20 protein-coding genes and 1 pseudogene are annotated in these 23256 nt (G+C 67.4%); 6 read left to right on the top strand and 15 right to left on the bottom strand.

The features are described from left to right. The first annotated feature begins 24 nt into the window (after positions 1-24). Positions 25-645, top strand: a complete 621-nt coding sequence (locus V5F59_RS16510; RefSeq protein WP_393976299.1) for a terminase small subunit — start codon at positions 25-27, stop codon at positions 643-645. Positions 646-713: 68 nt separating this feature from the next. Here V5F59_RS16510 and V5F59_RS16505 read toward each other — a convergent pair. Then, a pseudogene (locus tag V5F59_RS16505) lies at positions 714-827 on the bottom strand (integrase core domain-containing protein); the annotation flags it as partial. Positions 828-830: 3 nt separating this feature from the next. Between V5F59_RS16505 and hsdR the strand changes: the two are divergent. The 5 genes from hsdR (at position 831) to V5F59_RS16480 (ending at position 8534) form a co-directional block, all read left to right on the top strand. Beyond that, complete coding sequence (gene hsdR, locus V5F59_RS16500; protein WP_393976298.1) at positions 831-4334, top strand: type I restriction-modification system endonuclease; 3504 nt, start codon at positions 831-833, stop codon at positions 4332-4334. Between the two features lie 78 nt (positions 4335-4412). Continuing rightward, a complete protein-coding gene (locus tag V5F59_RS16495) occupies positions 4413-5945 on the top strand; it encodes a class I SAM-dependent DNA methyltransferase (protein ID WP_393976297.1) in 1533 nt (510 codons plus the stop codon). Continuing rightward, a complete protein-coding gene (locus V5F59_RS16490; RefSeq protein ID WP_393976296.1) occupies positions 5942-7261 on the top strand; it encodes a restriction endonuclease subunit S in 1320 nt (439 codons plus the stop codon). The genes V5F59_RS16495 and V5F59_RS16490 overlap by 4 nt, the downstream gene beginning before the upstream one ends. Continuing rightward, positions 7258-7605, top strand: a complete 348-nt coding sequence (locus tag V5F59_RS16485) for a hypothetical protein (RefSeq protein WP_393976295.1) — start codon at positions 7258-7260, stop codon at positions 7603-7605. The genes V5F59_RS16490 and V5F59_RS16485 overlap by 4 nt, the downstream gene beginning before the upstream one ends. Continuing rightward, positions 7602-8534 carry a restriction endonuclease gene (locus V5F59_RS16480; RefSeq protein ID WP_393976294.1) on the top strand — a complete coding sequence of 311 codons (933 nt, stop codon included), beginning with the start codon at positions 7602-7604 and terminating at the stop codon, positions 8532-8534. Before V5F59_RS16485 ends, V5F59_RS16480 begins: the two co-directional genes overlap by 4 nt. Positions 8535-9271: 737 nt before the next feature. Here the strand turns inward: V5F59_RS16480 and V5F59_RS16475 are convergent. The 14 genes from V5F59_RS16475 to V5F59_RS16410 form a co-directional block, all read right to left on the bottom strand. Further along, positions 9272-9628 carry an NIPSNAP family protein gene (locus tag V5F59_RS16475; protein ID WP_393976293.1) on the bottom strand — a complete coding sequence of 119 codons (357 nt, stop codon included), beginning with the start codon at positions 9626-9628 and terminating at the stop codon, positions 9272-9274. Between the two features lie 215 nt (positions 9629-9843). Beyond that, positions 9844-11061: an ABC transporter substrate-binding protein gene (locus V5F59_RS16470; protein WP_393976292.1), complete on the bottom strand. Its 1218-nt coding sequence runs from the start codon at positions 11059-11061 to the stop codon at positions 9844-9846. A 72-nt stretch (positions 11062-11133) separates the two neighbouring features. Then, positions 11134-12387 (bottom strand): 3-hydroxybenzoate 6-monooxygenase, encoded by a 1254-nt coding sequence (locus tag V5F59_RS16465; protein ID WP_393976291.1) that lies wholly within the window; start codon positions 12385-12387, stop codon positions 11134-11136. 57 nt (positions 12388-12444) lie between these two features. Then, positions 12445-13086, bottom strand: coding sequence for a maleylacetoacetate isomerase (gene maiA, locus V5F59_RS16460; RefSeq protein WP_393976290.1), 642 nt, complete (start codon positions 13084-13086; stop codon positions 12445-12447). Continuing rightward, complete coding sequence (locus V5F59_RS16455; protein ID WP_393976289.1) at positions 13083-13802, bottom strand: fumarylacetoacetate hydrolase family protein; 720 nt, start codon at positions 13800-13802, stop codon at positions 13083-13085. The genes maiA and V5F59_RS16455 overlap by 4 nt, the downstream gene beginning before the upstream one ends. A gap of 69 nt (positions 13803-13871) precedes the next feature. Beyond that, on the bottom strand, positions 13872-14645 hold the full coding sequence (locus tag V5F59_RS16450) for a maleylpyruvate isomerase family mycothiol-dependent enzyme (protein ID WP_393976288.1): 774 nt from the start codon (positions 14643-14645) through the stop codon (positions 13872-13874). Further along, positions 14642-15745, bottom strand: coding sequence for a cupin domain-containing protein (locus tag V5F59_RS16445; RefSeq protein WP_393976287.1), 1104 nt, complete (start codon positions 15743-15745; stop codon positions 14642-14644). The genes V5F59_RS16450 and V5F59_RS16445 overlap by 4 nt, the downstream gene beginning before the upstream one ends. Positions 15746-16096: 351 nt before the next feature. Further along, positions 16097-16825, bottom strand: a complete 729-nt coding sequence (locus V5F59_RS16440) for an SDR family oxidoreductase (protein WP_393976286.1) — start codon at positions 16823-16825, stop codon at positions 16097-16099. A gap of 70 nt (positions 16826-16895) precedes the next feature. After that, positions 16896-18089, bottom strand: coding sequence for an ABC transporter substrate-binding protein (locus tag V5F59_RS16435; protein WP_393976285.1), 1194 nt, complete (start codon positions 18087-18089; stop codon positions 16896-16898). Between the two features lie 54 nt (positions 18090-18143). After that, the gene (locus tag V5F59_RS16430) at positions 18144-18839 is read right to left on the bottom strand and encodes an ABC transporter ATP-binding protein (RefSeq protein WP_393976284.1); all 696 of its coding nucleotides are present in this window, start codon (positions 18837-18839) and stop codon (positions 18144-18146) included. Then, on the bottom strand, positions 18836-19555 hold the full coding sequence (locus V5F59_RS16425) for an ABC transporter ATP-binding protein (protein WP_393976283.1): 720 nt from the start codon (positions 19553-19555) through the stop codon (positions 18836-18838). The genes V5F59_RS16430 and V5F59_RS16425 overlap by 4 nt, the downstream gene beginning before the upstream one ends. Continuing rightward, a complete protein-coding gene (locus V5F59_RS16420; protein ID WP_393976282.1) occupies positions 19548-20561 on the bottom strand; it encodes a branched-chain amino acid ABC transporter permease in 1014 nt (337 codons plus the stop codon). Before V5F59_RS16420 ends, V5F59_RS16425 begins: the two co-directional genes overlap by 8 nt. A gap of 3 nt (positions 20562-20564) precedes the next feature. Continuing rightward, complete coding sequence (locus tag V5F59_RS16415) at positions 20565-21407, bottom strand: branched-chain amino acid ABC transporter permease (RefSeq protein ID WP_393976281.1); 843 nt, start codon at positions 21405-21407, stop codon at positions 20565-20567. Positions 21408-21483: 76 nt separating this feature from the next. Then, positions 21484-23238 (bottom strand): FAD-dependent oxidoreductase, encoded by a 1755-nt coding sequence (locus V5F59_RS16410; RefSeq protein WP_393976280.1) that lies wholly within the window; start codon positions 23236-23238, stop codon positions 21484-21486. Between the last annotated feature and the right edge of the window lie 18 nt (positions 23239-23256).

Below are 23256 nucleotides of genomic sequence, written 5' to 3'. Positions count from 1 at the left end.
CTGCTCATGTCTCGGGTGGCCGCCATGACTGAACGCCACATACACCGCGGCGGGCTCGATGCCCGCCAGATGGTCAAAGCTCTCGGCGGGCGTTGGACCGGCCGCGGCGGCCTCTGCTTCTGCCCTGCCCATCCCAATCGCCGCACGCCTGCCCTTTCGGTGTCTGTCGGCAAGCACCGCAAGGCGGTGTTCCATTGCCACGTCGGCTGCTCCTGCAGCCAGCGCACCGCGCGCCAGATTGGTGCTGAGAACCTGCCAAAACCGTACATCGCAAAGGCGATCGCCGAGTCGATGGAGCGCCGAGCAAAGGCGGCGGGGGTGGAAGCGGCCCGTGTGCTGCAGGAACTGGCCCGCATCGCCTTCGCGGATATCGGCCAGCTCTTTGACGCGGCGGGCAAGCTCAAGCCTCTGAACCAGATCAATCCCCACGACCGCGCGGCTATCCGCTTTCTGCAAATCACGACCCGCGACCTGAGGGACGGAACGCTGGAGCGAAAGGTTGCACTGCAGATCTGGGACAAGCTCTCCACCCTCGAAAAACTCGCGCGCCACCTCGGATTATTCTCAGTTCATGCGCGGAAGGACGAGGACGCAACCGATCCGATGCAGGAATTGCTCGCACAACTTCAGGAGCATGAACAATAAAATGAACACCAGATGACGTCGTCGCACAATTCGACGTTATAGCGTTTGGCCCTTCGGCTGACCCTCGCCTCCATCTTTTCGGTCGCGCCGGCAAGCGTCAGGAACCAGTGGATGTTCAGGCATTCACTTCGGAAGCGCCGATTGCAGGCCTCAATGGAGGCGTTATCGGTAGGCTTTCCGGGCCAATGGATGACAGCGCAGCAATTTCTAACTCCAATCCAGTTTGCGCGGATCACATCAATTATCTACCCTCATCCGCCAGAAACGATTGGGGCGCAGCGTTGTCAGTGAACTTCGACCATCTCCGGGAGATCAGCCCGGAGCTGCATCGCCTCGGCATTCTGGCCGAGCGCTTCTTTGCTGAAGACGCCAACACATCCCTGATCAAAAGCCGCCAGTTCGGCGAGTACATGGTCAAGGAGATCGCGGCGCTTTCCGGCGTTTATGATCCGGCGGCGCGCGAGACCACGCATGATCTCCTGCGGCGACTGGCAGCGCAGCAGGTCTTGCCGCGGGAAGTCACGGACGTTTTCCATGCTGTCCGCAAAAGTGGCAACGCGGCAACCCATAGCTTGGCGGGCTCACCGGCGGAGGCTCTGGCGGCGCTCAAATTCTGCTGCGCCCTTGGCGTCTGGTATCGTCGCACCTACGGGCGTGATCCGAATTTCAAGCCAGGCCCGTTCGTGCCGCCCAGAGCCTCAGCCGAGATCGACCAGGGGACACTGGCAGAGCTTGCAGCACTGCGCGCCCAGGTCCGTGAAGCCGAAGACAAGCTCGCGGCCGCCCATGCCTCAGCCGACGAGCTCGCCAAGGCCCGGGCCGCAGCCGAAGAGTTGGCGAGGCAGGCGGCAGCCGATAGCGCGGTTTGGGAACAGGCCGCCGTCGAAATGGAGGCCAATCAGGCCGCGCTCTCGCGCAAGCTCGCCGAACTGCAGAAGGCCGCCGAGGCCCAGCCCGAACAACTGCGGATGCAGTTCAAGCAGGCCGGCCTCCAGGCCGCCAGCCGGCTGGAGCTCGACGAGCGTCAGACCCGCCGCCTGATCGACATCCAGCTTGTTGACGCCGGCTGGGAGGCCGACAGCGACGGCTTGACCTACCAGAAGGAGGCACGGCCGGAAGAAGGCCGCAACCTCGCGATCGCCGAATGGCCCTGCGAAAACGGCCGCGCGGATTACGCCCTCTTCGTCGGCCTCACCTGCGTCGGGGTCATCGAGGCGAAGCGCGAGAGCGTCGATGTGCCGTCCACGCTCCAGCAGGCCGAACGCTACGCCCGCACCCTTCTGCTGGCGCCGGAGCAAGCCTGCCCGCACGGCCCCTGGAAACATGGTCTGGATGATCCCTTCCGCGTGCCCTTCGTCTTCGCCACCAACGGACGGCCCTATGTGCGCCAGTGGCTGACCAAATCCGGCATCTGGTATCGAGATGTGCGCCGGCAGACGAACCGCGCCATCGCCATGACGAGCTGGTTCTCGCCGAAGGACCTGCTGGACAAGCTCGCAACCGATGTCGACACCGCCGCGCAAGACCTCGCCGAGGAGAGCTTCGGCAAGGGCAGGATGCGCCCCTACCAGGAAGACGCGATCGCGGCGATCGAAAAAGCGGTGGTCACGGGCCAGCGCGACATTCTCGTGTCCATGGCGACCGGCACGGGCAAGACGCGCACGGCGATTGCGCTGATGTATCGCCTGCTGAAACACAAGCGCTTCCGCCGCATCCTGTTCCTCGTCGACCGCAAGGCACTCGGCAAGCAGACGACCGACGCCCTGGAGACCACCGAGATCGAGGGCATGCTGAACTTCGCCCAGATCTACAAGGTGGCGGGGCTGGAGCAGAAGCTGCCGGAGGACGAGGACCAGGTGCAGGTCGCCACCGTCCAGTCGCTCATCGCCCGTATCCTGAACGAGCCGGACCCGGCCAAGCGGCCCTCGCCCGGCACCTTCGACTGCATCATCGTGGACGAGGCCCATCGCGGCTACACGCTGGATGCGGAGCTGCGCGAAAGCGACATCGGCTTTCGCAACATGGACGATTATCAGTCCGCTTACCGCCAGATCCTCGATTATTTCGATGCCGTGAAGGTCGCGCTGACGGCGACACCCGCGCTCCACACCCGCGAGATCTTCGGCCCCCCTGTCTTCCACTATGGCTATCGCCAGGCCGTCGTCGAAGGCTATCTCAACGACCACCTGCCGCCGAAGCGCATCACCACGGCGCTCTCGGAAGCGGGCATCCACTTCGTTGGCGGCGAGGAGGTCGAGATCATCGACCGCCGGACCGGGCAGATCGATCTCTTCGATCTGCCCGACGATGTCTCGCTGGATTACGACCTCGCCGATTTCAACAGGCGCGTTTATTCGGAGGCCTTCAACCGCATCGTCTGCCGGGCGATTGCCACCGAGATCCCGCCCTCGAAGCCTGGCAAGACGCTGACCTTCGCCGCCCGCGACACGCACGCCGACGACATCGTGCGCCTGCTGATCGAGGAGCTGCAGGAGGAATACGGCGCGGAGGCGGTTCCCCATGGCATGGTGCTGAAGATCACCGGCCGTGTCGAAAACGCCGACGACCTGATCCTGAGGTTCAAGAACGACCCCTATCCGAAATATGTCGTGACCGTGGATCTTCTGACCACCGGCGTCGATGTGCCCGCCATCTGCAATCTCGTTTTCGTTCGCCGGGTGAAGAGCCGCATCCTCTATGACCAGATGATCGGTCGCGCCACGCGGCTGTGCCCGGAGATTGGCAAGGAGCATTTCCGCATCTTCGATGCCGTCGATCTCTATGCCGAGCTCCAGGAGATGACCGATATGCGCCCGGTCGTCGTGAAGCCCGACATCTCGCTCGGCGAGTTGGTGGGCGATCTGCAGAAGGCGCAGACGGAGGCGGACAAGAGCTGGGTCGCGGGCCAGGTGATCGTGCGCATGCGGGCCATGGTGAAGCGCATGGATGCCGAGACCCGCGACAGCTTCGAGCGCCATACGGGCGAGAACCCCGACATGGCCCTGCAGCGCCTTTCCACCCGCTCCGGAGCCGAGCTTCAGGCGTGGCTCGCCGCTCACCCACGCGCCGTGGAGCTGCTGGAGCGCCGCCCGCTGCGCACGGACAGGAGCGATGGCGTGGTCATCTCCAGCCATGAGGACGAGTTGCTCCGCATCGAGGAGATCTTCGGCAAGAACACGACGCCGGAGGATTACATCACCGGTTTCGAGCGCTTCGTGCGCGAAAACATGAACCGGCTGCCGGCGCTCATCGCCGTCACCCAGCGCCCGCGCGATCTCACCCGCAAGGAACTGTCGGAGCTGGCGGGCCTGCTGGACGAGAGGAACTATTCCGAAGCCATGCTGCGCGCCGCCTATGGCCGCGCCCGCAACGCGGATATTGCCGCCCATATCATCGGCTTCGTCCGCCAGGCCGCGCTCGGCGATCCGCTGATCCCCTATGCCACCCGCGTGGACCATGCGATCGGCAAGATCGAGGCCTCGCGCCCCTGGACCAGCAAACAGAAGGACTGGCTGCGCCGCATCGGCCGCGCGCTCAAGGACAAGCCCGTGGCCGACCCGACCCTGCTCGATCAGGGCGCGTTCGCCGACAAGGGCGGCTTCCAGCGCATCTCGCAGGAGTTTGATGGCGCGCTCGACGAGGTGCTGCATGCCTTCAACGAGGCCATCTGGGCGCCGCCCGCCGCCTGAAGGACCGATGCGCATTGACCAAGACCCTGCGCCCGCTACAAGCGCAGTCACGATTCCTGATCCTCAGAGACTCATGCCATGAACGCCAATGCCATCGTCCAGAAACTCTGGCGCCTCTGCACGGTCTTGCGCAAGGATGGCATCACCTACCAGCAATATGTCACCGAGCTGACCTATCTGCTGTTCCTGAAGATGATGGCCGAGCGCAACCGCGAGACGGGCAGCCTGCCGAAGGGTCTGCGCTGGGCGGATCTGGCGGCGGCGAACGGCCTCGCCAAGCTGGAGCATTATCGCAACGTTCTCGTCACCCTCGGGACCACCAGCACCCGCCTTGGCAAGGACGATGCCCTGGTGCGGCCGCCAGGCGAGAACGCGACGCCTGACGAGCGCAAGCGCTATGCCGATGCGCGGCCGCTGCCGGACATGGTGCAGAAGATTTTCGACAGCGCCGCCACCATCATCCGCGAGCCGCAGAATCTCGCCACGTTGGTCTCCGCCATCGATGAGCTGGACTGGTTCTCCGAGGAGCGCGACCAGTTCGGCGATCTCTATGAAGGCCTGCTGCAGAAGAACGCCGAGGAGACCAAGCGCGGCGCCGGACAATATTTCACGCCCCGCGTGCTGATCGACGTGATGGTGCGCCTCATGCGGCCCAAGCCCGGCGAGGTGATCCAGGACCCCGCCGCCGGCACCGGCGGCTTTCTGATTGCCGCCGACCGCGACATGAAGGCCCGCACGGACGGCTATTTCGATCTTCCCGATAGCGGCGCCTGGCAGAAGCGTAACGCCTTCCACGGCATGGAGAATGTGGCGGGCACGCTGCGCCTGCTGCTGATGAACCTCTATCTGCACGATCTGGAGAACGACCACATCGATCTCGGCGATACCCTCTCCGACAAGGGCAAGGAGCTTGGCCGCGCCGATCTCATCCTCACCAACCCGCCCTTCGGCCCGGCCGGTGGCCCGCCGACGCGCGACGACCTCTCCGTCACCGCCACCGTATCGTCCTACCAGCTTCCCTTTGTGGAACACTGCATCCGCGCGCTGCGGCCCGGTGGCCGCGCCGCCATCGTGGTGCCGGACAATGTGCTGTTTGAAGACGGGCGCGGCAGGCAGTTGCGCCAGATGATGATGGACTGGTGCGACCTGCACACCATCCTGCGCCTGCCCACCGGCATTTTTTATGCCCAGGGCGTCAAGACCAACGTCATCTTCCTGACCCGCGGCAAGACCGAGACCGGCAACACCAAGGCCGTCTGGATCTACGACCTGCGCGCCCAGATGCCGCGTTTCGGCAAGACCACGCCGCTGACGGCGGCCCATTTCGAAGGCTTCGAGCAGGCCTTCGGCAAAAGCCCCTATGGCGCCGAGCGCGGCCCGGATGAAGGCGAGGCCGGCCGCTGGCGCAAATTCACCCGCGCGGACATCGCCACCCGTGGCGACAATCTCGACATCTCCTGGCTGCGCGAGGCGGAGGACGAAGCGGAAGACGGCCTCACCGAGCCCGACGACATCGCCGCCACCATCCTCGGCCATCTGCAGGCCGCGACGCTGGAGATCGAGGCGCTGATGGCGGAGCTGGCGGATGAGCAGCCGGAGGCGGCGGAATGAGCGCGCTACCGAAGGGGTGGGTTGAGGTGACGCTTGAAGATATTTGCGAGTTCAACCCCAAGCACGATCCCGAAACAGATCGATCTCTGAAGGTAAGCTTCGTACCCATGCCTGCAGTGGACGATGAGACAGGAACGATCGTCGACAAGTCAAACGTGCGACCGCTTTCGGATATTTGGAAGGGCTACACCCATTTTGCGGATCACGATGTGATTTTTGCAAAGATCACGCCATGCATGGAGAATGGGAAAATCGCTGTTGCGCGAGACCTGGTCAACGGCATGGCTTGCGGCTCAACGGAGTTTCATGTTTTACGCGCCAAAGGCGCTGTGCAGCCCGATTTTGTGTGGCGTTTCCTGCGCCGTCAAAGCTACAGACAGACGGCGGAACGCTCTATGACCGGAGCGGTAGGTCAGCGCCGTGTACCCAGACACTTTTTGGAAACTACGGCGCTCCCCCTTCCACCCCTGGCCGAGCAAAAGCGCATCGTGGCCAAGCTGGGTGCGCTGAACGCGAAATCCGCCCGCGCCCGCACCGAACTCGCCCGCATTGAAACCCTCGTCTCCCGCTACAAGCAGGCCGTGCTCAGCAAGGCGTTTATCCATTGCAAGGGCAGGCCCGTGCGCCTCGTTGAGCTGGTCGAGGCAGACGCGCCAATACGATATGGCGTCCTGCAGCCCGGCACGATCAGAGATGTCGGGGTTCCGCTTGTAAGGGTGTGCGATCTTGTTGGTGGCCGGGTGGTATGGGGGCAACTGCGTAGGATCGAGTCCTCAATTGACCAGCAGTTTTCAAATGCCCGTATTCAGAACGGAGATATCCTCCTTTCCGTGGTGGGAACAATTGGCCGTATCGCGCTTGTGGAAGGAATGAATGGGCCCGCCAATATTGCTCGGGCAGTTGCACGAATTCGACCAAAGCGGAGTATCGTCGACCCTGATTGGCTTACATTGCGTTTACAGGCACGCGACTGCCAAGAGGGCTTTTCGGGAGATGCGCGAGAAGTTGCAAGGAAAACACTGAATGTTTCGATGATACGAGCAATCAAGCTCGCGCTCCCCACCCTCGAAGAACAACACGCAATCGTCCGCCGCATCGAAGCCGCCTTCGCCAGGATCGACCGGTTGGCGGAGCAGGCGAAGCGCGCTCTGGCGCTGGTGGACAAGCTGGACGAGGCGATCCTCGCCAAGGCCTTCCGCGGCGAGCTGGTGCCCCAGGACGAGAACGATGAGCCCGCCGAGCGTCTGCTGGCCCGCATCCGCGCCGAGCGCGCGGCGGCGCCGAAGGTGAAGCGCGGGCGGGGAGCGAAGGCATGACGGTTTACGAGAGCAAACTGACCGACGCCAATCTCAAATTTTCCCACATCTACATCACGTCCTTCTACCGCAAGCTTCCGCCCGATGTGTTCGGCGGCACGAATGCCCGGGCGCCGGCGCGGCGCCTGATGCACCTGGAGTTCAGAACCGGGCACATTGACACCTTTGTCCCGACGCACGCGAGCGGCCGGCCGCGAACCTTCTTCCAGAACCGGACATTCGTGCGCGAGTTCTTCAAGCACACCGGGGCAGAGCCGGGCGATGTGGTGCGCTTCGAGCAAGTCACGCCCTACCATCTCCGCCTGTCCCTCCGGACGACAGCAGGACGGGTGATTGCGGCATGAGCCCGATCCCCGATTACCAGACCCTCATGCTCCCTGTCCTGCGCTTCGCCGCCGAGGGCGAGACACGCGTGGCCGACGTGGCGGAGCGGATTGCCGACGCTTTCGGGCTGAGTGAGGCCGAGCGTGAAGAGCTTCTGCCGAGCGGCCGCCAGCGTGTGCTGCACAATCGCGTCCACTGGGCGAAATTCTACATGAGCAAGGCGGGTCTGATCACCTCGCCCGCGCGGGGCCGCTTTCTGGCGAGCGAAAAGGGCAAGGCGCTGCTGGCGACATCGCCGGAGCGCATCGACGTGGCGCTGCTGATGCAAGAGCCGGAGTTCCGCGAATTCTACAGAAATGAAAGTACCGCGGCCGAACAGGACACCGGCGGCACGACGCCCGTCGACACGGCCGCCCCTCCCCCGACCACACCGGAAGAGCAGATCGACGCCGCCCACGCAGCACTGACGGCGGCACTCCGCGACGAGCTGCTTCAGCGCATCCTCGCCAACAGCCCGGCCTTTTTCGAGCAGCTGATCGTCGATCTCCTGGTGGCCATGGGCTATGGCGGCAGCCATAAGGACGCCGCCGCACAGCTCGGCCGCTCCGGCGACGGCGGTGTCGATGGCATCGTTAACGAGGATCGCCTCGGCCTCGATCGGATCTATGTTCAGGCCAAGCGCTACGCGCCCGGCAGTGCCATCGGCCGCCCGGATGTGAATGGCTTTGTCGGAAGTCTCGTTGGCCTCGGCGCCACCAAGGGCGTCTTCGTCACCACCTCCACCTTCAGCCAGCCGGCGCGCGACTACGTCAGGCATCTGGCCCAAAGGATCATCCTGATCGACGGGCAGGAGCTGGCCGACCTGATGATCGAACACGGCGTCGGCGTCCGTAGCTATCGCACCGTCGACTTCAAGCGGTTGGACGAGGACTTCTTCGGCGAGGAATAGGCCAGGCGTTCTGTTGGAAGATGTTCTATCCGAAGCCGCAGGTAAGGCATTCGCAGCAGCGTAAGCGATGGGTGCAATCATTCGGAACGGCTGACGTTGCCCCCAGTTTCTATCCAGCGGTGGAGAGTTCCGGAACGCTGAAATGGATACTCTGTCGCGGACTCGCTTTCCCCGAATATGGTCCATTTGTCACGAAAACGCTGCGGATCATCATCGTGGGAGGAGGGCCGCGCCCGATAGATCGAGCGCACCAGGGTGAGCCGGGGAAGCAGGACATCGAGTTCTCGGGTCGATGCCCTCGGCCACCGCCTGATAATGCAGAAGCGAACGAACTCAGGCTCCGGATATTCCAAATGTTCGCGCTCTTCAGGTGATCGCCGGGGAGCACCAGGAGCTCTCTCCAAGAACGTTCCTTCGCGAAGGTGATGCGGGGATATCCTCCTCGAGCGATCTCCTCTAACCACGGCACGATATGAGGTTCTGGGCCGTAGAGGTTGCTGATCCAGAAGCAAGCCATCCCGGCCGGACACGGTTCAAGCGCGCCTTTTGGAAGAGGCATCGGTCGGCGGAAGTTGCAGCCGCGCACCGGGTGGCTGGGGACGGTCGGCGACCTTGACCTCCAAACGCGAGGCGGTTCGGTCAAGCGCAGCGTCCGGTTCGGAGAAATGGCTTGAGCGCGCGCCGCTGGCGCGCGCCGTGAAGGCAGCTGATGTCATCCAAATGCTGATCCCGCGCTCTCAGTGCGAACCGGCGGGCGTGAGGCGGGGCAGCGATGCGCCTGGCAGCGGCGAGAAGGCGGTGGGGATCATGATCCTGTTTTCCATGGTCATGATCATCGGGCGGATTTTCCGCAGGCACTCCTGCCAGGCCGGCTGTTCCGCCAGCCTCGCCCTCCGCTCACGCCGTATTTCGAGGTTTTCGTAAGCCCACCAGTGCACGAGCTGGTTCTGGACGCCGAACTCGGTGGTGAAATAGCCTAGGAATCCGCCGAGAATCTCAAGCTGGACGGGCAATCCTTCCGAAGCATAAATGCTCAGATATTCCTTTACGTTCACATGGGTGTGCAGAACGTAGATCCGCTCCTCGACGATCATGGAACTGTTTCCTTGTCGCTTTCGATTGAGCTTGCCGAATGTGCGATGACCGGGGGGCCAGCGACCTGTCGCGCTCCACCGCCGGCGGGGCCGGGGAGGACGCGACCGCAGCTGGCTGCGATGAGCCGCGCCTCTCCAGTGCTTCGCGTGGAGGCCCCCGGCCGGGATGGGCCGGAGGACACTTTTCGCCCCTCCGGGCAACCCGGCCGCGCGCCTCAGTTCTGCGAGGCGAGGTTGCAGCCGCCGTCGGCGAGGGGTTTGAAGGCCTGGTCGCCGGGGGTCTCCGTGACCTTCTCGTAGAGGTCCCACGGCCCCTTCGACTGGGCCGGCGCCTTCACCCGGAACAGGTACATGGGGTGGATCTTGCGCCCGTCGATCCGCACATAGCCCTTGCCATAGGCCAGATCCTCGGTGGGCAGCTCCTTCATCTTGGCGACGATGGCGCGCCCGTCGCTGTCCCCGTTCACGGCCGCCACGGCCTTCAGGTAGTGCAGGACGCTGGAATAGACGCCGGCCTGGTAGGCGGTGGGCATGGCCCCGCCCCGGCGCTCGGCGAACTTCCTCGCGAAGGCCCGCGTGTTGTCGTTCAGGTCCCAGTAGAAGGGCTCGCTGAGATAGAGCCCCTGTCCCGCCTGAAGTCCCAGCGAGCGCACGTCGGTGAGGTAGACCGCGAGGCCGGCGAGGCTCTTGCCGCTCTGGGTGATGCCGAACTCCGCCGCCTGCTTCACCGAGCTCGTGAAGTCGCTGCCGGCATTGGCGAGCGCGATCACCGTCGCGCCCGAACCCTGCGCCTGAACCAGGAAGGAGGAGAGATCGGCGGTGTTGAGCGGATGGCGGACCGCGCCCACCACCGAGCCGCCGGCCGCCTTCACGATCTGCCCGGCCTCGCGCTCCATGTCGTGGCCGAAGGCGTAGTCGGCGGTGATGAAGAACCAGGTCTTGCCGCCGGACTTCACCACCTGCGTGCCCGTGCTCTTGGCGAGGCTGTAATTGTCCAGCGTCCACTGCACATGGTTTGGCGAGCAGGCGTCGCCGGTGAGGCGGTTGCTGTTGGACGACGAGATGATCGCCACCTTGTTCTTGTCCTTCACCAGGCTTGCGACGGCGAGGGCGATGGACGAGTTGGTGAGATCCGCGATCATGTCGACGCCACCCACGTCGAGCCACTGCCGGGCGATGTTGAGCCCCACGTCCGGCTTGTTCTGGTGGTCGCCGAAGACCACCTCCACCGGCACGTTGCCGACCTTTCCGCCGAACTCCTCGACGGCGATCCTCGCCGCCTCCACCGAGCCCGGCCCGGCCATGTCGGCATAGATGCCCGACTGGTCGTTGAGGACGCCGATGCGGATGACCCCGCCGGTGAATTCGGCATGGGCCGGCGCCGCCGCGAGCATCGCGCAGCCGGCCACGAAAGCCTTCAGCTTCTTCAGCATGCTTTTCCTCCCCGTTGAGGCATGTGTTTCCATGCCTTTCTGTGATCGTTGACGACCCTGCGGACCGGCCGGTCAGACCTCCGCCGGCGCGAGCGGAGCGGCCGCGACGGCCGGCGGCGCGCTCCTGCCCTCGGCGCCGAACGAGGCGGCGATGCCCGAGCCGCCGTACAGCCACTCCACCGAGCGGTACCAGTCCTCCGGCGACTTGGCGCGGATGACGGCGTTGCGCAGGTCCGCATGGCCGCCGGCCGGATGGTAGATGTGCTCGCCGATCCAGCGGGACTGGAGCTGCACCCGCGCGGTGCGCAGGCGGCGCTGGTCCTGATAGGCGGCGAAGGCGGCCTCGACGTCGCTGGTCGCGGCGCAGGCATTGGCGAGGCACACGGCATCCTCCATGGCCATGCAGGCCCCTTGCGCGAAATACTGCAGCATGGGGTGGGCGGCATCGCCCAGCAGCACCACCCGGCCGTCCTGCCAGTTGGTCACCGGCTCGCGATCGCACAGCACCCAGAGCTTCCAGTCGCGGCCGTGGTCGATGATCCGGCGCGCCCGCTCGTTCACGTGCTCGAAGCCGCGCCGCACCTCGTCGGCCGTCACCGGCAGGCCCGCGACCGGCTCGGGGGCATCGTTGTGGTAGGTCACCACGAGGTTGAACACCTTCCAGCCCGACAGCGGATAATGGACGATGTGGCACTTCGGCCCGGCCCACAGGGTCGCCGCGTTCCAGCGCAGGTCTTCCGGCATCAGCTCGGTGGGGATGACCGAGCGATAGGTGGTGTGGCCGGAAACGCGGGGCTTGCCGTCGCCCACCACCTTCTTGCGGACGTTGGACCACAGTCCGTCCGCCCCGACCAGCGCCGCGCCGCGCACGCGCTCGCCATTGGCGAGATGGGCCGTCACGCCGGCCTCGTCCTGGTCATAGTCCACCACCTCGGCGCTGGTGCGCAGCGCCACCAGGGGGTTGGCCCGCGCCGCCGCGAGCAGAACGCCGTGAAGGTCGCCGCGGTGGATCACGCCATAGGGGTTGCGGAAGCGGGCGCGGAAGGCATCGTCGAGGGGGATGCGCGTCAGCTCCTCGCCGCTCACCGCATCCATCAGGCGGAGGCTGTCGATATAGACCGCCATGGCGCGCGCCTGGTCGCCGACGCCGAGCCAGTCGAAGCAGTGGAAGGCATTCGGCCCCAGCTGGATGCCGGCGCCGATCTCGCCCAGCACCGGCGCGCGCTCGAGGACGGTGACGCGGAGCCCGTGCTTGGCGAGGCCGAGCGCGGCGGCAAGGCCGCCGATGCCGCCGCCGGCGACGAGGATGGAGTGCGTGTCGGACATGTGGTTCCCTTTCGGCATGCGCTGTCTGGATGGCGTTCGGCAGCGGCGGCGGCCCGGTCAGGCCGCCTCGGCATCTGGCTGGCGCGCGGGATGGGCGTCGGCGAAGGCCGGCAGCGCCTCGCAGGCCGCGCGCAGGGCACGCAGCCGGGGCAGGCCCGACACGTCCACCCCGAAGCGATCGGCGGAGAACATCTGCGGGATCAGGCAGATCTCGGCGAGGCCCGGCCGTTCGCCGAAGGCGAAGGGCGCCACGGGCTCACGGGCGAGCAGCGCCTCGCAGGCGGCGAGGCCGTCGCCGATCCAGCGCTGGCACCAGGCATCCAGCGCCGCCTGATCGGCGCCGAAGGTGCTTTTCAGATAGGCGAGCACGCGCAGGTTCTGCAGCGGATGGATGTCGCAGCAGATGGCGAGGGCGAAGGCCCGCGCCCGTGCCCTGGCGGCGGCGCCGGCCGGCAGCAGCGGCGGTTCGGGATGGGTCTCGTCGAGCCATTCGATGATGGCGAGCGACTGGGTGAGCGCCCCCTCCTGCGTCTCCAGCGCCGGCACCAGCCCCTGCGGATTGAGGGCGAGATAGGCTTCGGCGCGCTGCTCGCCGCGCCGCAGGTGCACCGGCACGAGGGGCGGCGCGATGCCTTTCAGGTTGAAGGCGATGCGGCAGCGATAGGCGGCCGACGAGCGGAAGTAGCCGTGGAAGGTCATGCCGCCGCCCCGATGGTCAGCTCGACGGGCGCCAGCCCCTCGACGGTGCCGATGATCACGTCGCCCGCCACCACCGGGCCGACGCCCGCCGGCGTGCCGGTGTAGATGAGGTCGCCGGGGGCGAGGTGGTAGTAGCGCGACAGGTGGCTGACGAGCTCCGGCACCGACCAGATGAGATCGGTGAGCCGCGCGTTCTGCTTCTCGGCGCCGTTCACGGTCAGGCGGATGATCTGCTCGCCGGGGGAGAAGCCCGCGGCGGGGGTGATGGGCGCGATCACCGCCGACTGCTCGAAATCCTTGCCGAAATCCCACGGCCGCTGCTTGGCCCGCGCATCGAGCTGCAGGTCGCGGCGGGTCATGTCGAGACCGGTGGCGAAGCCGAAGACCGCCTTCGGCGCTTCCTCGACGCTCACCTGATAGGCCGGGGCGCCGATGGCGACCACCAGCTCCATCTCATAGTGATAGTTCCCGGTGCCCGGTGGGTAAGGCACGGTGGCGCCCGTCTGCACCAGAGTCAGCGGCGACTTGGTGAAGTAGAACGGCGCCTCGCGATCCACCTCGACGCCCATTTCCTTCGCGTGGTCGGCATAATTGCGGCCGACGCAGAAGATGCGGTGCACCGGATAGGCGCCCCGCTGCCCGCGCACGGGGACGCTCGGCAGCTCCGTCCGGGGGAAGATCAGGGCGGAAGGCTCAAGGGTGGCAAGGTCGGTCAAGATAATCCTCCGTAAGCGCGGAGCGGGGGTATCGGGTCGGGTTCGGGATCGTCCGGGCGACAGCGCGGCCTAGCCGTCGTCGCGCGGGAGCGGCAGCGTGGGCAGGTCGTCGGGCAGGTCGCCGGACAGGCGTTCCATCCCCCGGCCGGAGAGCCAGCGCACGAGATCTGCGGCGCGTCCGGACACCTTCGGGCCGGCGCCGGTCGCGGGTGGGCCGGGCCTGTCGGTGGGCGCTAGCGCCGCCTTTACGCCGGCCTCGGCTGCAAGCTCGGCCAGAAGCCGGTCGAGGAGGTCCGGCGGGAAATCCCGCACCGCGCCGCCGCCATCGAGATCGACCGCATGCAGCCAGACCTCGCGCGCCCGGAGCCACGGGGTGGCGCGCACCGCGAGCGGCGCGCCGTCGCGACCCCTTCCCGAGCCGTCCCACCCGGCGTCGGACAGGTCGCGCCATTCCACGTCGAGATGCACCGCGGCGTGGCGGAACAGGTTGCGCAGCGCACGCGGCGGAAGGCTGGCGCCGAGATCGAGCTCGGACGCGCGCGCCGCCTCGCTCTCGTACATGGGCAGATCCGCGCCCGTGCGCACGCTCTCCACCACCCGGGCGAGCGCCCGCGCGCCATAGCCCACGTGGGCGATAACGCGGGCCCGCGTCCAGCCCGGCAGGCGGGAGGGCGCGGCGAAGGCCTCGTCGGGCAATCCGTTCAGCACCCGGGCGAAATAGGCCGTGCCGCGGCGCGCGAGGGCGAGCTCGCACGCTGGGGCCAGCGGCGCATCGTAACGCGCGCCCGGCCCCTGACGCGCACGCAGCGCCGCGCGCGCGTCCGCCTCGGTGGAGCCGGTCACCGGTCCCCCTGCTCGGCGGCGGTGCGCGCGAAGTGCAGCCGCTCCATGATCGGCGCGTCGGAGAAGCGGAACAGGTCGAACTGGTCCTCGGCCCACAGGGACCACGGCACCCAGGACGGGATGACGAAGAGATCGCCCACCTCCAGCGCATGCTCCTGGCCGTCGATCACCGCGCCGCCGCGGCCGGAGAACACCTGGAACACCGTCGAGCCCACCTCGCGGCGGGTCGGCGTGACGGTGCCCGCGCGCAGCCGATGGAACTCGGCGCGCATGGTCGGCAGCACGTCGCCGCCATTGGTGGGGTTGACGTAGCGCACGGCGGCATGACCCTGCTCCACGGTGGCGGGCTGGCCCTCGTCCTCCAGCAGCAGCTGTTCGGCGAGGGCGCGGTCCGTATGCTCCCAGCGGTAGGCGCCGATGGGCGAGGAGACGGTCTCCTTCAGGCCTGAAAGAGGCCGCAGGCCGGGATGCGCCCACAGCCGCTCGCCGCGCGAGAAGCGGGGCGTCGCATAGTCGGTGACGCGCTCCGAGCCGAACTCGAAGAAGCCCACGTCGTTCTGGTAGGAGAAGGGAATATCGAGGCCGTCGATCCAGGCCATGGGCTGGTCGGTATCGTTGTGGTGGCCGTGGAAGCACCAGCCCGGAGTGAGCAGGAAATCGCCCCGGCTCATGCGCACCGGATCGCCGTCCACCACAGTCCACACGCCCTCGCCCTCGATCACGAACCGGAAGGCGTTCTGGGCGTGACGATGCTCCGGCGCGGTCTCGCGCGGGCCGAGATACTGGATGGCGGCCCACAGGGTGGGGCTCACATAGGGACGCCCGCCGAGGCCGGGATTGGCAAGGCCCAGCGCGCGCCGCTCGCCGCCCCGTCCGACCGGCACTAGGCGGCCGGATTCCTGCGCCAGCGGCAGCAGCGTCGACCACTTCCACACATGCGGCACCGCGCGGGGCGCCGGATGCATGGGCATCAGGTCATCGAGCTGGGTCCAGAGCGGCTTGATGTGCTCCGCATCGAAGCTCTCATAGAGGGCGCGCAGGGCGGGGGTGTCGTCCGGCTGCATGGCGTTGGCCACGTCTCCGTGAGTCATCATCGACATCTGGCTGAACCTCCCTTGTCGTCGACGGTTGGATGGCCGCGGTGCAGCCCATTCCGTCGGTTCGTTGCTGCGGTGTCTCGTGCGCCGGCCATCGGGCCGGATCATCCGCGGCGCGCCCCGCGCCGCTTGCAGACGGGCCTGCTTCGTGCGGCCTCGATTTTTAGAACGTATACTGATAAACAGTATACGTGTCAATTAGCATGCGGTACTTCCAGCCCGTTTCACCAGACTTTTCGCAAGCTTCCGGTGCGGTCTTCTGCTTCGGTGATGCGAAGACCACGCTGCCCGAAGCATTCGCAAGCCGCCGCGCCGGACGCGCCGGCGTGGCGGGGAGACGCGGGTTGCCCTTCTTCAGTAGGAGGCGCGCCCGCCCGAGATGTCGAAGGCCGCTCCGGTGGTGAAGCTGCAGTCCGAGGAGCACAGCCAGGCGACCATGGCCGCCACCTCCCTCGGCTCGCCGACCCGGTTCACCGGGATCTTGCTGCGCGAGGCCGCGACGGCCTCGGGCGACATCTGCTTCAAGAGCTCGGTTCCGATCAGGCCCGGCGTGACGCAGTTGACGAGGATGCCGGTCTCGGCCAGCTCCCGGCCAAGGGCCTTGGTGAGGCCGATGACGCCCGCCTTCGCCGCCGAATAGGCGGCCATGGTGGGGTTGGCTTCCTTGCCCGCCACCGAGGCGATGTTGACGATCCGCCCGTAGGCCCGCGCCCGCATGCCGGCGATGACCGCGCGGCTGCACAGGAACACGCTGTCGAGATTGACGGCCACGGTGCGCCGCCAGGCGGCGTAGTCATAGCGTTCGAGCAGCTCGGTCGGGCCGGTGATGCCAGCATTGTTGACCAGAATGTCGATGCCGCCGAGCACCTCCTCGGCGCGGGCGGCAGCCCCCGTGACCGCGACCTCGTCGATCACGTCCACCTGCTGGAAGACAAGGCCCTCGCGCTCGCCCGCCGTCACGTTGAGGTCCCACACGGCGACGCGGCAGCCGGAGGCGAGGAGCCGATCGGCGATGGCACGGCCGATGCCGCCCGCCCCACCCGTCACCACGGCGGTGCGCCCGTTGAGGTCGATGGTGTTCACGCATGTCTCCCGGAAAGAACGGGCCGCCGCTCCAGCGTGGCGGCCCGGATGAGAAGGCGCGGAAGCCGCGTCACATCTTGCAGCTGGCGTCAGGCGCGGGCATCGCTTCGGCCGCGGAGACCACCATGGTGATCACCGGCTTCGGCTGGCCGTTCACCTCCACCACGTCGCCGAAGAAGTTGGGCACCACCAGCTGGTGGTCCTCCTTGCGCATGAGCGCGTCGCCGAACACGGTGTCGAAGGTGGTGCCCTCCATGGCGGCGCTCACGTCGGCCGGCTTCACGCTGCCGGCCTTCTTCACCGCCTGGAAGATGACCTGCATGCCGATGTAGGTCTCTCCCTCGAAATTGGAGGGTGTCGTTCCAGGATACTTCTTTTCCCAGGCCGCCACGAACGCCTTGTTCTGCGGAGAATCGAAGGTGGAGCTGTAGTTGATGACGCCGAGAATGCCCTTCGACGTGTCGCCCAGGGTCTTCGCCGTGTTGTCGGTGACGAAGCTCACGCCGGCCGTGGTAACCTTGCCGAGCAGGCCGAACTGCTTGGCCTGGGTGGCGAAGTTGATGGCGTCGCGTCCCGCGAGCGCGACCCACAGCCCCTGCGCGCCGGAATCGGCGATCTTCTGGATGTAGGGCGCGAAATCATTGGTCCCGAGGCTGGCGAAGCCTTCGGCCGCCACGCTCTTGCCGGTGGCCTCGGCGGCCTTGGTGAAGCTGGCGGCGGAGTTGCGGCCCCACGCGGTGTCGGAGGCCATGATGGCCCACTTCCCCTCCTTGCGGGTCGCCAGCCACGGACGCACCACGGCGGCGTCCGAATAGTCCGGGTGGTTCACGCGGAACAGCCTGCGATTGCAGGATTTTCCGGTGATCTCGTCGGCCTTGTTGATGGTCGCCACATACATGGCGTCCCAGCGCTCCAGCTGCGGCGCGATGGCCAGCGCCTCGCCCGAGGCGATGGCGCCGGTGAGGATCTTGTAGCCGGACAGCACCAGCTTCTCGGCCTGCTGGCGCGCGGCCTCGGCCTTGGCCTGGGTGTCGAGGAAGCGGACCTCCACCTTGCGGCCGTCCACGCCGCCGGCGGCATTGGCCTCGTCCACCGCGAGCAGGACCGCGCGCCGCGCCTGCTCGCCGAGATCCCCATAGGGGCCGGTGAGCGCGGTGGGCACGCCGATCAGCAGCGGCTCCTTTTCGGCCGCCGTCGCGGGCCCGCCGAGGGCGAGCGCGGCGAAGCCCGTGGCGGCAAGCAGTACACGCCTGTTGACCAACATCTTTTCCTCCCGGTCCTGTCTTGCTTGTTTGAACTGGTCGGCGCGCCCGCGCGGTCAGACCGCGACGTGCTTCTTCAGCGTTTCCATGGAGAGGCCGCCGAGCTGCCCCTTCTCCACCACCGCGCCCTTGGAGAGCACGTAGTATCGTTCGGCCACCGAGCGGACGAGGCCGAGGTTCTGCTCGATCAGCAGGATCGAAGTGCCGGTGCCGGCCAGCTTTGCGAGCGTCTCGCCCAGCTCGTCCACCACCACCGGGGCGAGGCCCTCGCTGGGCTCGTCCAGGATCAGGAGGTCGGGATTGGCCATCAGCGCGCGGCCGATGGCGAGCATCTGCTGCTGGCCGCCGCTCATGGCGGTGCCGGGCGTGTCCGCGCGCTCGCGCAGGATCGGGAACATGGCGAACACCGCCTCCATGTTCCACGGCCCCGGACGGCCCGGCGCCGCGCCCAGGATGAGGTTCTCGCGCACGGTGAGGGTCGGCACGATGCGCCGGCCCTGCGGCACGATGGAGAGGCCGGCGCGGGCCGCCGAATAGGCGCGGATGTCGGACACCGGGCGACCCTTGAAAGCCACCGTCCCGGCCCGGCGCGCGGCCACGCCGACGAGGGTGTTGACCACCGTGGTCTTGCCCACGCCGTTGCGGCCGAGGATGGCCACCCGCTCGCCCGCCGACACCTGCAGCGAGACGTCGTGCAGCACCCGCGCCGGGCCGTAGCCGGCATCCACCCTTTCGAGATCGAGCAAGGTCATGCGGCCGCGCTCCCCAGATAGGCCTTCACCACGTCGGTGTTGCCGCGGATCTCGTCCGGCGTGCCCTCGGCCAGGATCTGGCCGAGGTGGAGCACCGTGACGCGCGCGCAGATGGAGAAGATGACGTCCATGTCGTGCTCCACGATGAGCACGGTGAGGCGCCAGCGCTCGGCGAGGTCGCGCAGCATGTGGGCGAGGGCGAGGGACTCGCCCATGGTCAGCCCCGCCGCCGGCTCGTCGAGCAGCAGCACCTTCGGCCGGCCCACCAGCGCGAGCGCGAGATCGACCCGCCGCTGGTCGCCATAGGAGATGTCGGCTGCGCGGCGCTCGGCGTGGGGCAGGAGGTTCAGCTCGCGCAGCACGTCCTGGGTGTTGTCCACCTCGGCCTTGCGGGCGGCGAGCTCCACCTGCCGGCGCACCGTGAGCTCGGGGAAGATGTTGGTTTTCTGGAACGAGCGCGCGAGCCCGGCATGGCGCCGCGCGCGCTCGTTCAGGGTGCTGATGTCGCGGCCTTCCAGCAGCACCGTGCCGGAGGAGCCGGTGCCGCGCGCCCGCCCCGACAGCACGTCCATGCAGGTGGACTTGCCGGCGCCGTTGGAGCCGATGAGCCCGCGGATCTCGCCCGTGGACAGCGACATGGACACGTCGCGCAGCGCGGTGAAGCCGCCATACCTGCGGGTGAGGCCGCGTGCCTCGAGGCTCAGGGTCTCAGCCATGCCGCCCTCCCCGGATCCGGTGAACCATGAGGCCGAGGGCGCCCGAGACGCCGGTGGGTAGGGCAACGGTGACGGTGATGAGCACGATGCCGATCAACGCCTGCCAGTGCTCGGTGTAGCTGCCGGCGGCATCGCGCAGGAAGAAGAACACCACCGCGCCCAGCGCCGGCCCCCACAGGGTGCGGGCGCCGCCGATGATGGCCATCACCAGCGCCTCGCCGGAGAGGCTCCAGTGCAGCACGTCCGGCGTGACGAAGCCGTTGTAGAGCGCGAACAGCACCCCGCCCATGGCGGCGATCCCCGCCGACAAGGCGAACACCATGGCGCGTGGCAGCAGCGTCTCGTAGCCGATGAAGCGCGCCCGCTCCTCATTGTCCTGGATGGCGAGGGTGAGCGTGCCGAGATGGCTGCGCGACAGCAGCCACAGGCCGGCGATGAGCGCCATCAGCACGATCCAGCACACCATGAACATGGTCTCTGGACGCTGGAAGGTGGAAACGGGCAGGCCGAACAGTGCGTTCGGCAGGCGCACCGGCAGGCCGTCCTCGCCGTTGGCGAGCTCGCGCCAGCGCATCATCAGCTCGTGCAGCGCCTCGGCCACCGCGAGGGTGAGCATGGAGAAGGCGACGCCGGACACCCGCAGCATCACGAAGGCGAGGGCGAAGGCGAGCACCGTTGGCAGCAGCACGGCGGCGATGATCGCCACCTCCGCCGGAACGATGCCGCTCTGGGCCGCCAGCGCGACGAGATAGGCCGCGCCGCCGAAGAAGGCCGCATGGCCGAAGCTCACCAGCCCGTTCTGGCGGATGAGGAAGCCGACCGAGGTGGCCAGCACCGCGCCGATGGTCGCCTGGGTGAGCAGGGTGAGGAGCAGCGCCGAGCCGATGTGTCCGGGCACCAGCGCCCCCGCCACCGCGACGATGGCGAGCGTCGCGGGAAAGGCGATGTCGCGTCGCGCCACGGGCGCCGCCACCAGCGGCGCGGAGAGGTTGGAGGTCTCGCTCATGGCTCAGGTCCTCACGATGCCGTTTGGGCGCCAGATCAGGACCGCGACCATGAGGATGAGCGGGATCATGGAGGCGATGTGGGGCACGTAGACCACCCCGAGATTGTGCAGCTGGCCGATGACGAGCGCCGCCACGAAGGCGCCGGTGAAGGAGCCGAGGCCGCCCGTCACCACCACGATGAAGCTCTCGATCAGGATCGAGCTTCCCATGGAGGGCGACAGGGCCACGAGCGGTGCGGCGATGACGCCGGAGAGGCCCGCCAGCGCCGAGCCGAGCGCCACCACGAGCGCGCTCAGGCGTTCCGTGTCCACGCCCTGCATGCCGGTGGTGAGCGGATCCACGCTGGAGGCGCGGACGTGGAGGCCGGCGCGGCTCGTCCGCAGCCACCAGCTGAGCCCGGCCGCCACCAGCACCGCCACCGCCACCACCAGCAGGCGGTAGACGGGAAAGCTCGCATCGCCCAGGGCGATCGTGCCCGAAAGCGCGGGCGGGGTGGGGAAGCTCAGGAGGTCGCGGCCCCAGATGGTGCGCACCACGTCCTCCAGCACCAGCAGGATGCCGAAGGTCACGAGCACCGTGACCATGGGGTCTTCCTTCTGGAGCGGGCGGAACACCAGCCGGTCCAGCGCGACTCCCAGCACCGACAGCACCAGCACCGAGGCGGCCACCGCGCCCCAGAGGCCGAGAACCATGTTGGCGGCGTAGCCCACATAGGCCCCCACCATGAACAGGGCGCCGTGCGCGAAGTTCACCACGCGCCTCAAGCCGAAGATCAGCACCAGGCCGACCGACAGGATGTAGAGCAGGCCGCCGTAGACGAGCCCGTTGAGGATCTGGATCAGCATCGGCCGCCCTCCTGCGGGCGCGCGCCATCGCCGCCCGGACGGGCGTGCTCACGCGAAGACATGGTCGTTTCCCTCGTTACTGGGCTGCGTCGAGCCCCTGGTGCGCGTCGTTTCCGGAGGGCAGGGGGATGGCCCTCCCCGCCGCGCGCATGGCGGCGCGATAGGCGAACACCATGGCCGGGCCGAGCGTGGTGCCCGGCCCCGGATAGGTGCCGGCCATGATGGAGGCCATGTCGTTGCCGCAGGCGTAGAGCCCGCCGATGGGCTGCCCGTCCGCGCCGAGCACGCGGGCGTCCGCGTCGGTGGAGAGGCCGGTGCTGCAGGCGATCTCCGACGGCCAGACCTCCACCGCGCAGAACGGCCCCTTCACGATGGGCGCGAGGCACGGGTTGGGGGTGTAGGCAGGATCGCCGTTGAAGCGCGAAAGCTCGCGCGCGCCCTTGCCGAAGTCCTCGTCGACGCCGGTGGCGGCGAAGCCGTTGTGGCGCGCGACGGTGGCCTTCAGCGTCGCCGGATCGACCCCGATACGGAGCGCCAGCTCCTCCAGCGTGGGGGCGAGGGCGATGTAGCCGCTCTCCGCGAACGGCTTCAGGCTGGTGGTTCCCGGATGGATGGCGCCGAGGCCGTACTTGCGCACGAACTCCGCCTCGCAGACGAGATAGGCTGGGATGCTCGGCGTGGTCCTGTTCTCCTCGAACATGGCCTCGACAAAGTCGTGGTAGGAGGCGCCTTCGTCCACGAAGCGCCGGCCCGCCTTGTTGACGGCGATCAGCCCCGGCTTCGCCCGGTCGAGGGAGAGGTGGGGGAACAGGCCCTGCGTGCCATCCTTGCGGCGCAGGGTGGAGACCGGCGTCCAGAACGCGCCGGTGCCATGTTCGCCCGGCGCGATCCGCGCCCCGGCTCCTTGTCCGAGCGCGATGCCGTCGCCCGTATCACCGGCCGCAGCGAGCGAATATTGAGGCACGGGCTTCGGCATGAAAGCCGCGCGGAAGGCCGGGTTGTGCGCATAGCCGCCGGTGGCGAGGACGACGCCCTTCTTCGCCTGCACCCGGATCAGCCGGCCGCCCTCCTCCTCCAGCACCGCGCCGGTCACCCCCTCCGGGCCGCGCAGCAGCTCCTTCACCGAGGCGCCGAACAGGATCGGCACATTCGCCTTGCGCAGGCTGGAATAGAGCCGCGCCACCAAGGCGTTGCCCATGACCACGCGGGTTCCGCGGGCATGGCGCAGCCGGTCGGCGAGGTAGCGGAAGAACAGGCCGGCGGAATAGGTGAAGTTGGCGAGCGACCTGAAGCGGCCGATGAGGCGGGGAATATCGTCCTTGCCCACCATCATGCCGCCGAACACCATGAATTCCGGGATCGGCGGGCGCACACGGGCGAAATCCCTGCCGAGCAGCCGGCCGTCGAACATGCGCGGCACGATGGCCCGCCCGTACACCGCCGCGCCCGGAAGCTGGGACTGGTAGTCGGGATGCTTGCCGCACGCGACGAACTGCACGTCCGTGCGCGCCATCAGATAGTCGATGGCGTCCGGACCGGTGGACAGATAGGCGCTCCGCAGCACCGGATCGCCCGCATTGCCGGCGAGCGCCCGCATGTAGACGTCGGCCTTTTCGGCGCTGTCGTCGTAGCCCGCGTCGCGGCTCTGGCGGTTCCCCGGAATCCAGAGCGTACCGGCGGAGGTTGAGGCGGTGCCGCCGACCTGCTGCGACTTCTCGACAAGGAGGACATCGAGCCCCTCCAGCGCCGCCACGAGCGCCATTGTCATGCCGCCGGCGCCGGCGCCGGCGACAAGGAGATCAACCTCTCGGTCCTGGGTGCGGTTCGACACGGCATCGTCCTCGCGACT

This window comes from Xanthobacter nonsaccharivorans, from assembly GCF_043194755.2.
In the GTDB taxonomy this organism is placed as follows: Bacteria; Pseudomonadota; Alphaproteobacteria; order Rhizobiales; family Xanthobacteraceae; genus Xanthobacter; species Xanthobacter autotrophicus_G.
This window is presented reverse-complemented; position numbering and strand designations above follow the sequence as displayed.

Coding starts and splice junctions, on each gene's coding strand:
- V5F59_RS16510 (WP_393976299.1), top strand. CDS start 25: ATGACTGAACGCCACATACACCGCGGCGGGCTCGATGCCCGCCAGATG.
- hsdR (WP_393976298.1), top strand. CDS start 831: ATGGATGACAGCGCAGCAATTTCTAACTCCAATCCAGTTTGCGCGGAT.
- V5F59_RS16495 (WP_393976297.1), top strand. CDS start 4,413: ATGAACGCCAATGCCATCGTCCAGAAACTCTGGCGCCTCTGCACGGTC.
- V5F59_RS16490 (WP_393976296.1), top strand. CDS start 5,942: ATGAGCGCGCTACCGAAGGGGTGGGTTGAGGTGACGCTTGAAGATATT.
- V5F59_RS16485 (WP_393976295.1), top strand. CDS start 7,258: ATGACGGTTTACGAGAGCAAACTGACCGACGCCAATCTCAAATTTTCC.
- V5F59_RS16480 (WP_393976294.1), top strand. CDS start 7,602: ATGAGCCCGATCCCCGATTACCAGACCCTCATGCTCCCTGTCCTGCGC.
- V5F59_RS16475 (WP_393976293.1), bottom strand. CDS start 9,628: ATGATCGTCGAGGAGCGGATCTACGTTCTGCACACCCATGTGAACGTA.
- V5F59_RS16470 (WP_393976292.1), bottom strand. CDS start 11,061: ATGCTGAAGAAGCTGAAGGCTTTCGTGGCCGGCTGCGCGATGCTCGCG.
- V5F59_RS16465 (WP_393976291.1), bottom strand. CDS start 12,387: ATGTCCGACACGCACTCCATCCTCGTCGCCGGCGGCGGCATCGGCGGC.
- maiA (WP_393976290.1), bottom strand. CDS start 13,086: ATGACCTTCCACGGCTACTTCCGCTCGTCGGCCGCCTATCGCTGCCGC.
- V5F59_RS16445 (WP_393976287.1), bottom strand. CDS start 15,745: ATGTCGATGATGACTCACGGAGACGTGGCCAACGCCATGCAGCCGGAC.
- V5F59_RS16435 (WP_393976285.1), bottom strand. CDS start 18,089: ATGTTGGTCAACAGGCGTGTACTGCTTGCCGCCACGGGCTTCGCCGCG.
- V5F59_RS16430 (WP_393976284.1), bottom strand. CDS start 18,839: ATGACCTTGCTCGATCTCGAAAGGGTGGATGCCGGCTACGGCCCGGCG.
- V5F59_RS16425 (WP_393976283.1), bottom strand. CDS start 19,555: ATGGCTGAGACCCTGAGCCTCGAGGCACGCGGCCTCACCCGCAGGTAT.
- V5F59_RS16420 (WP_393976282.1), bottom strand. CDS start 20,561: ATGAGCGAGACCTCCAACCTCTCCGCGCCGCTGGTGGCGGCGCCCGTG.
- V5F59_RS16415 (WP_393976281.1), bottom strand. CDS start 21,407: ATGCTGATCCAGATCCTCAACGGGCTCGTCTACGGCGGCCTGCTCTAC.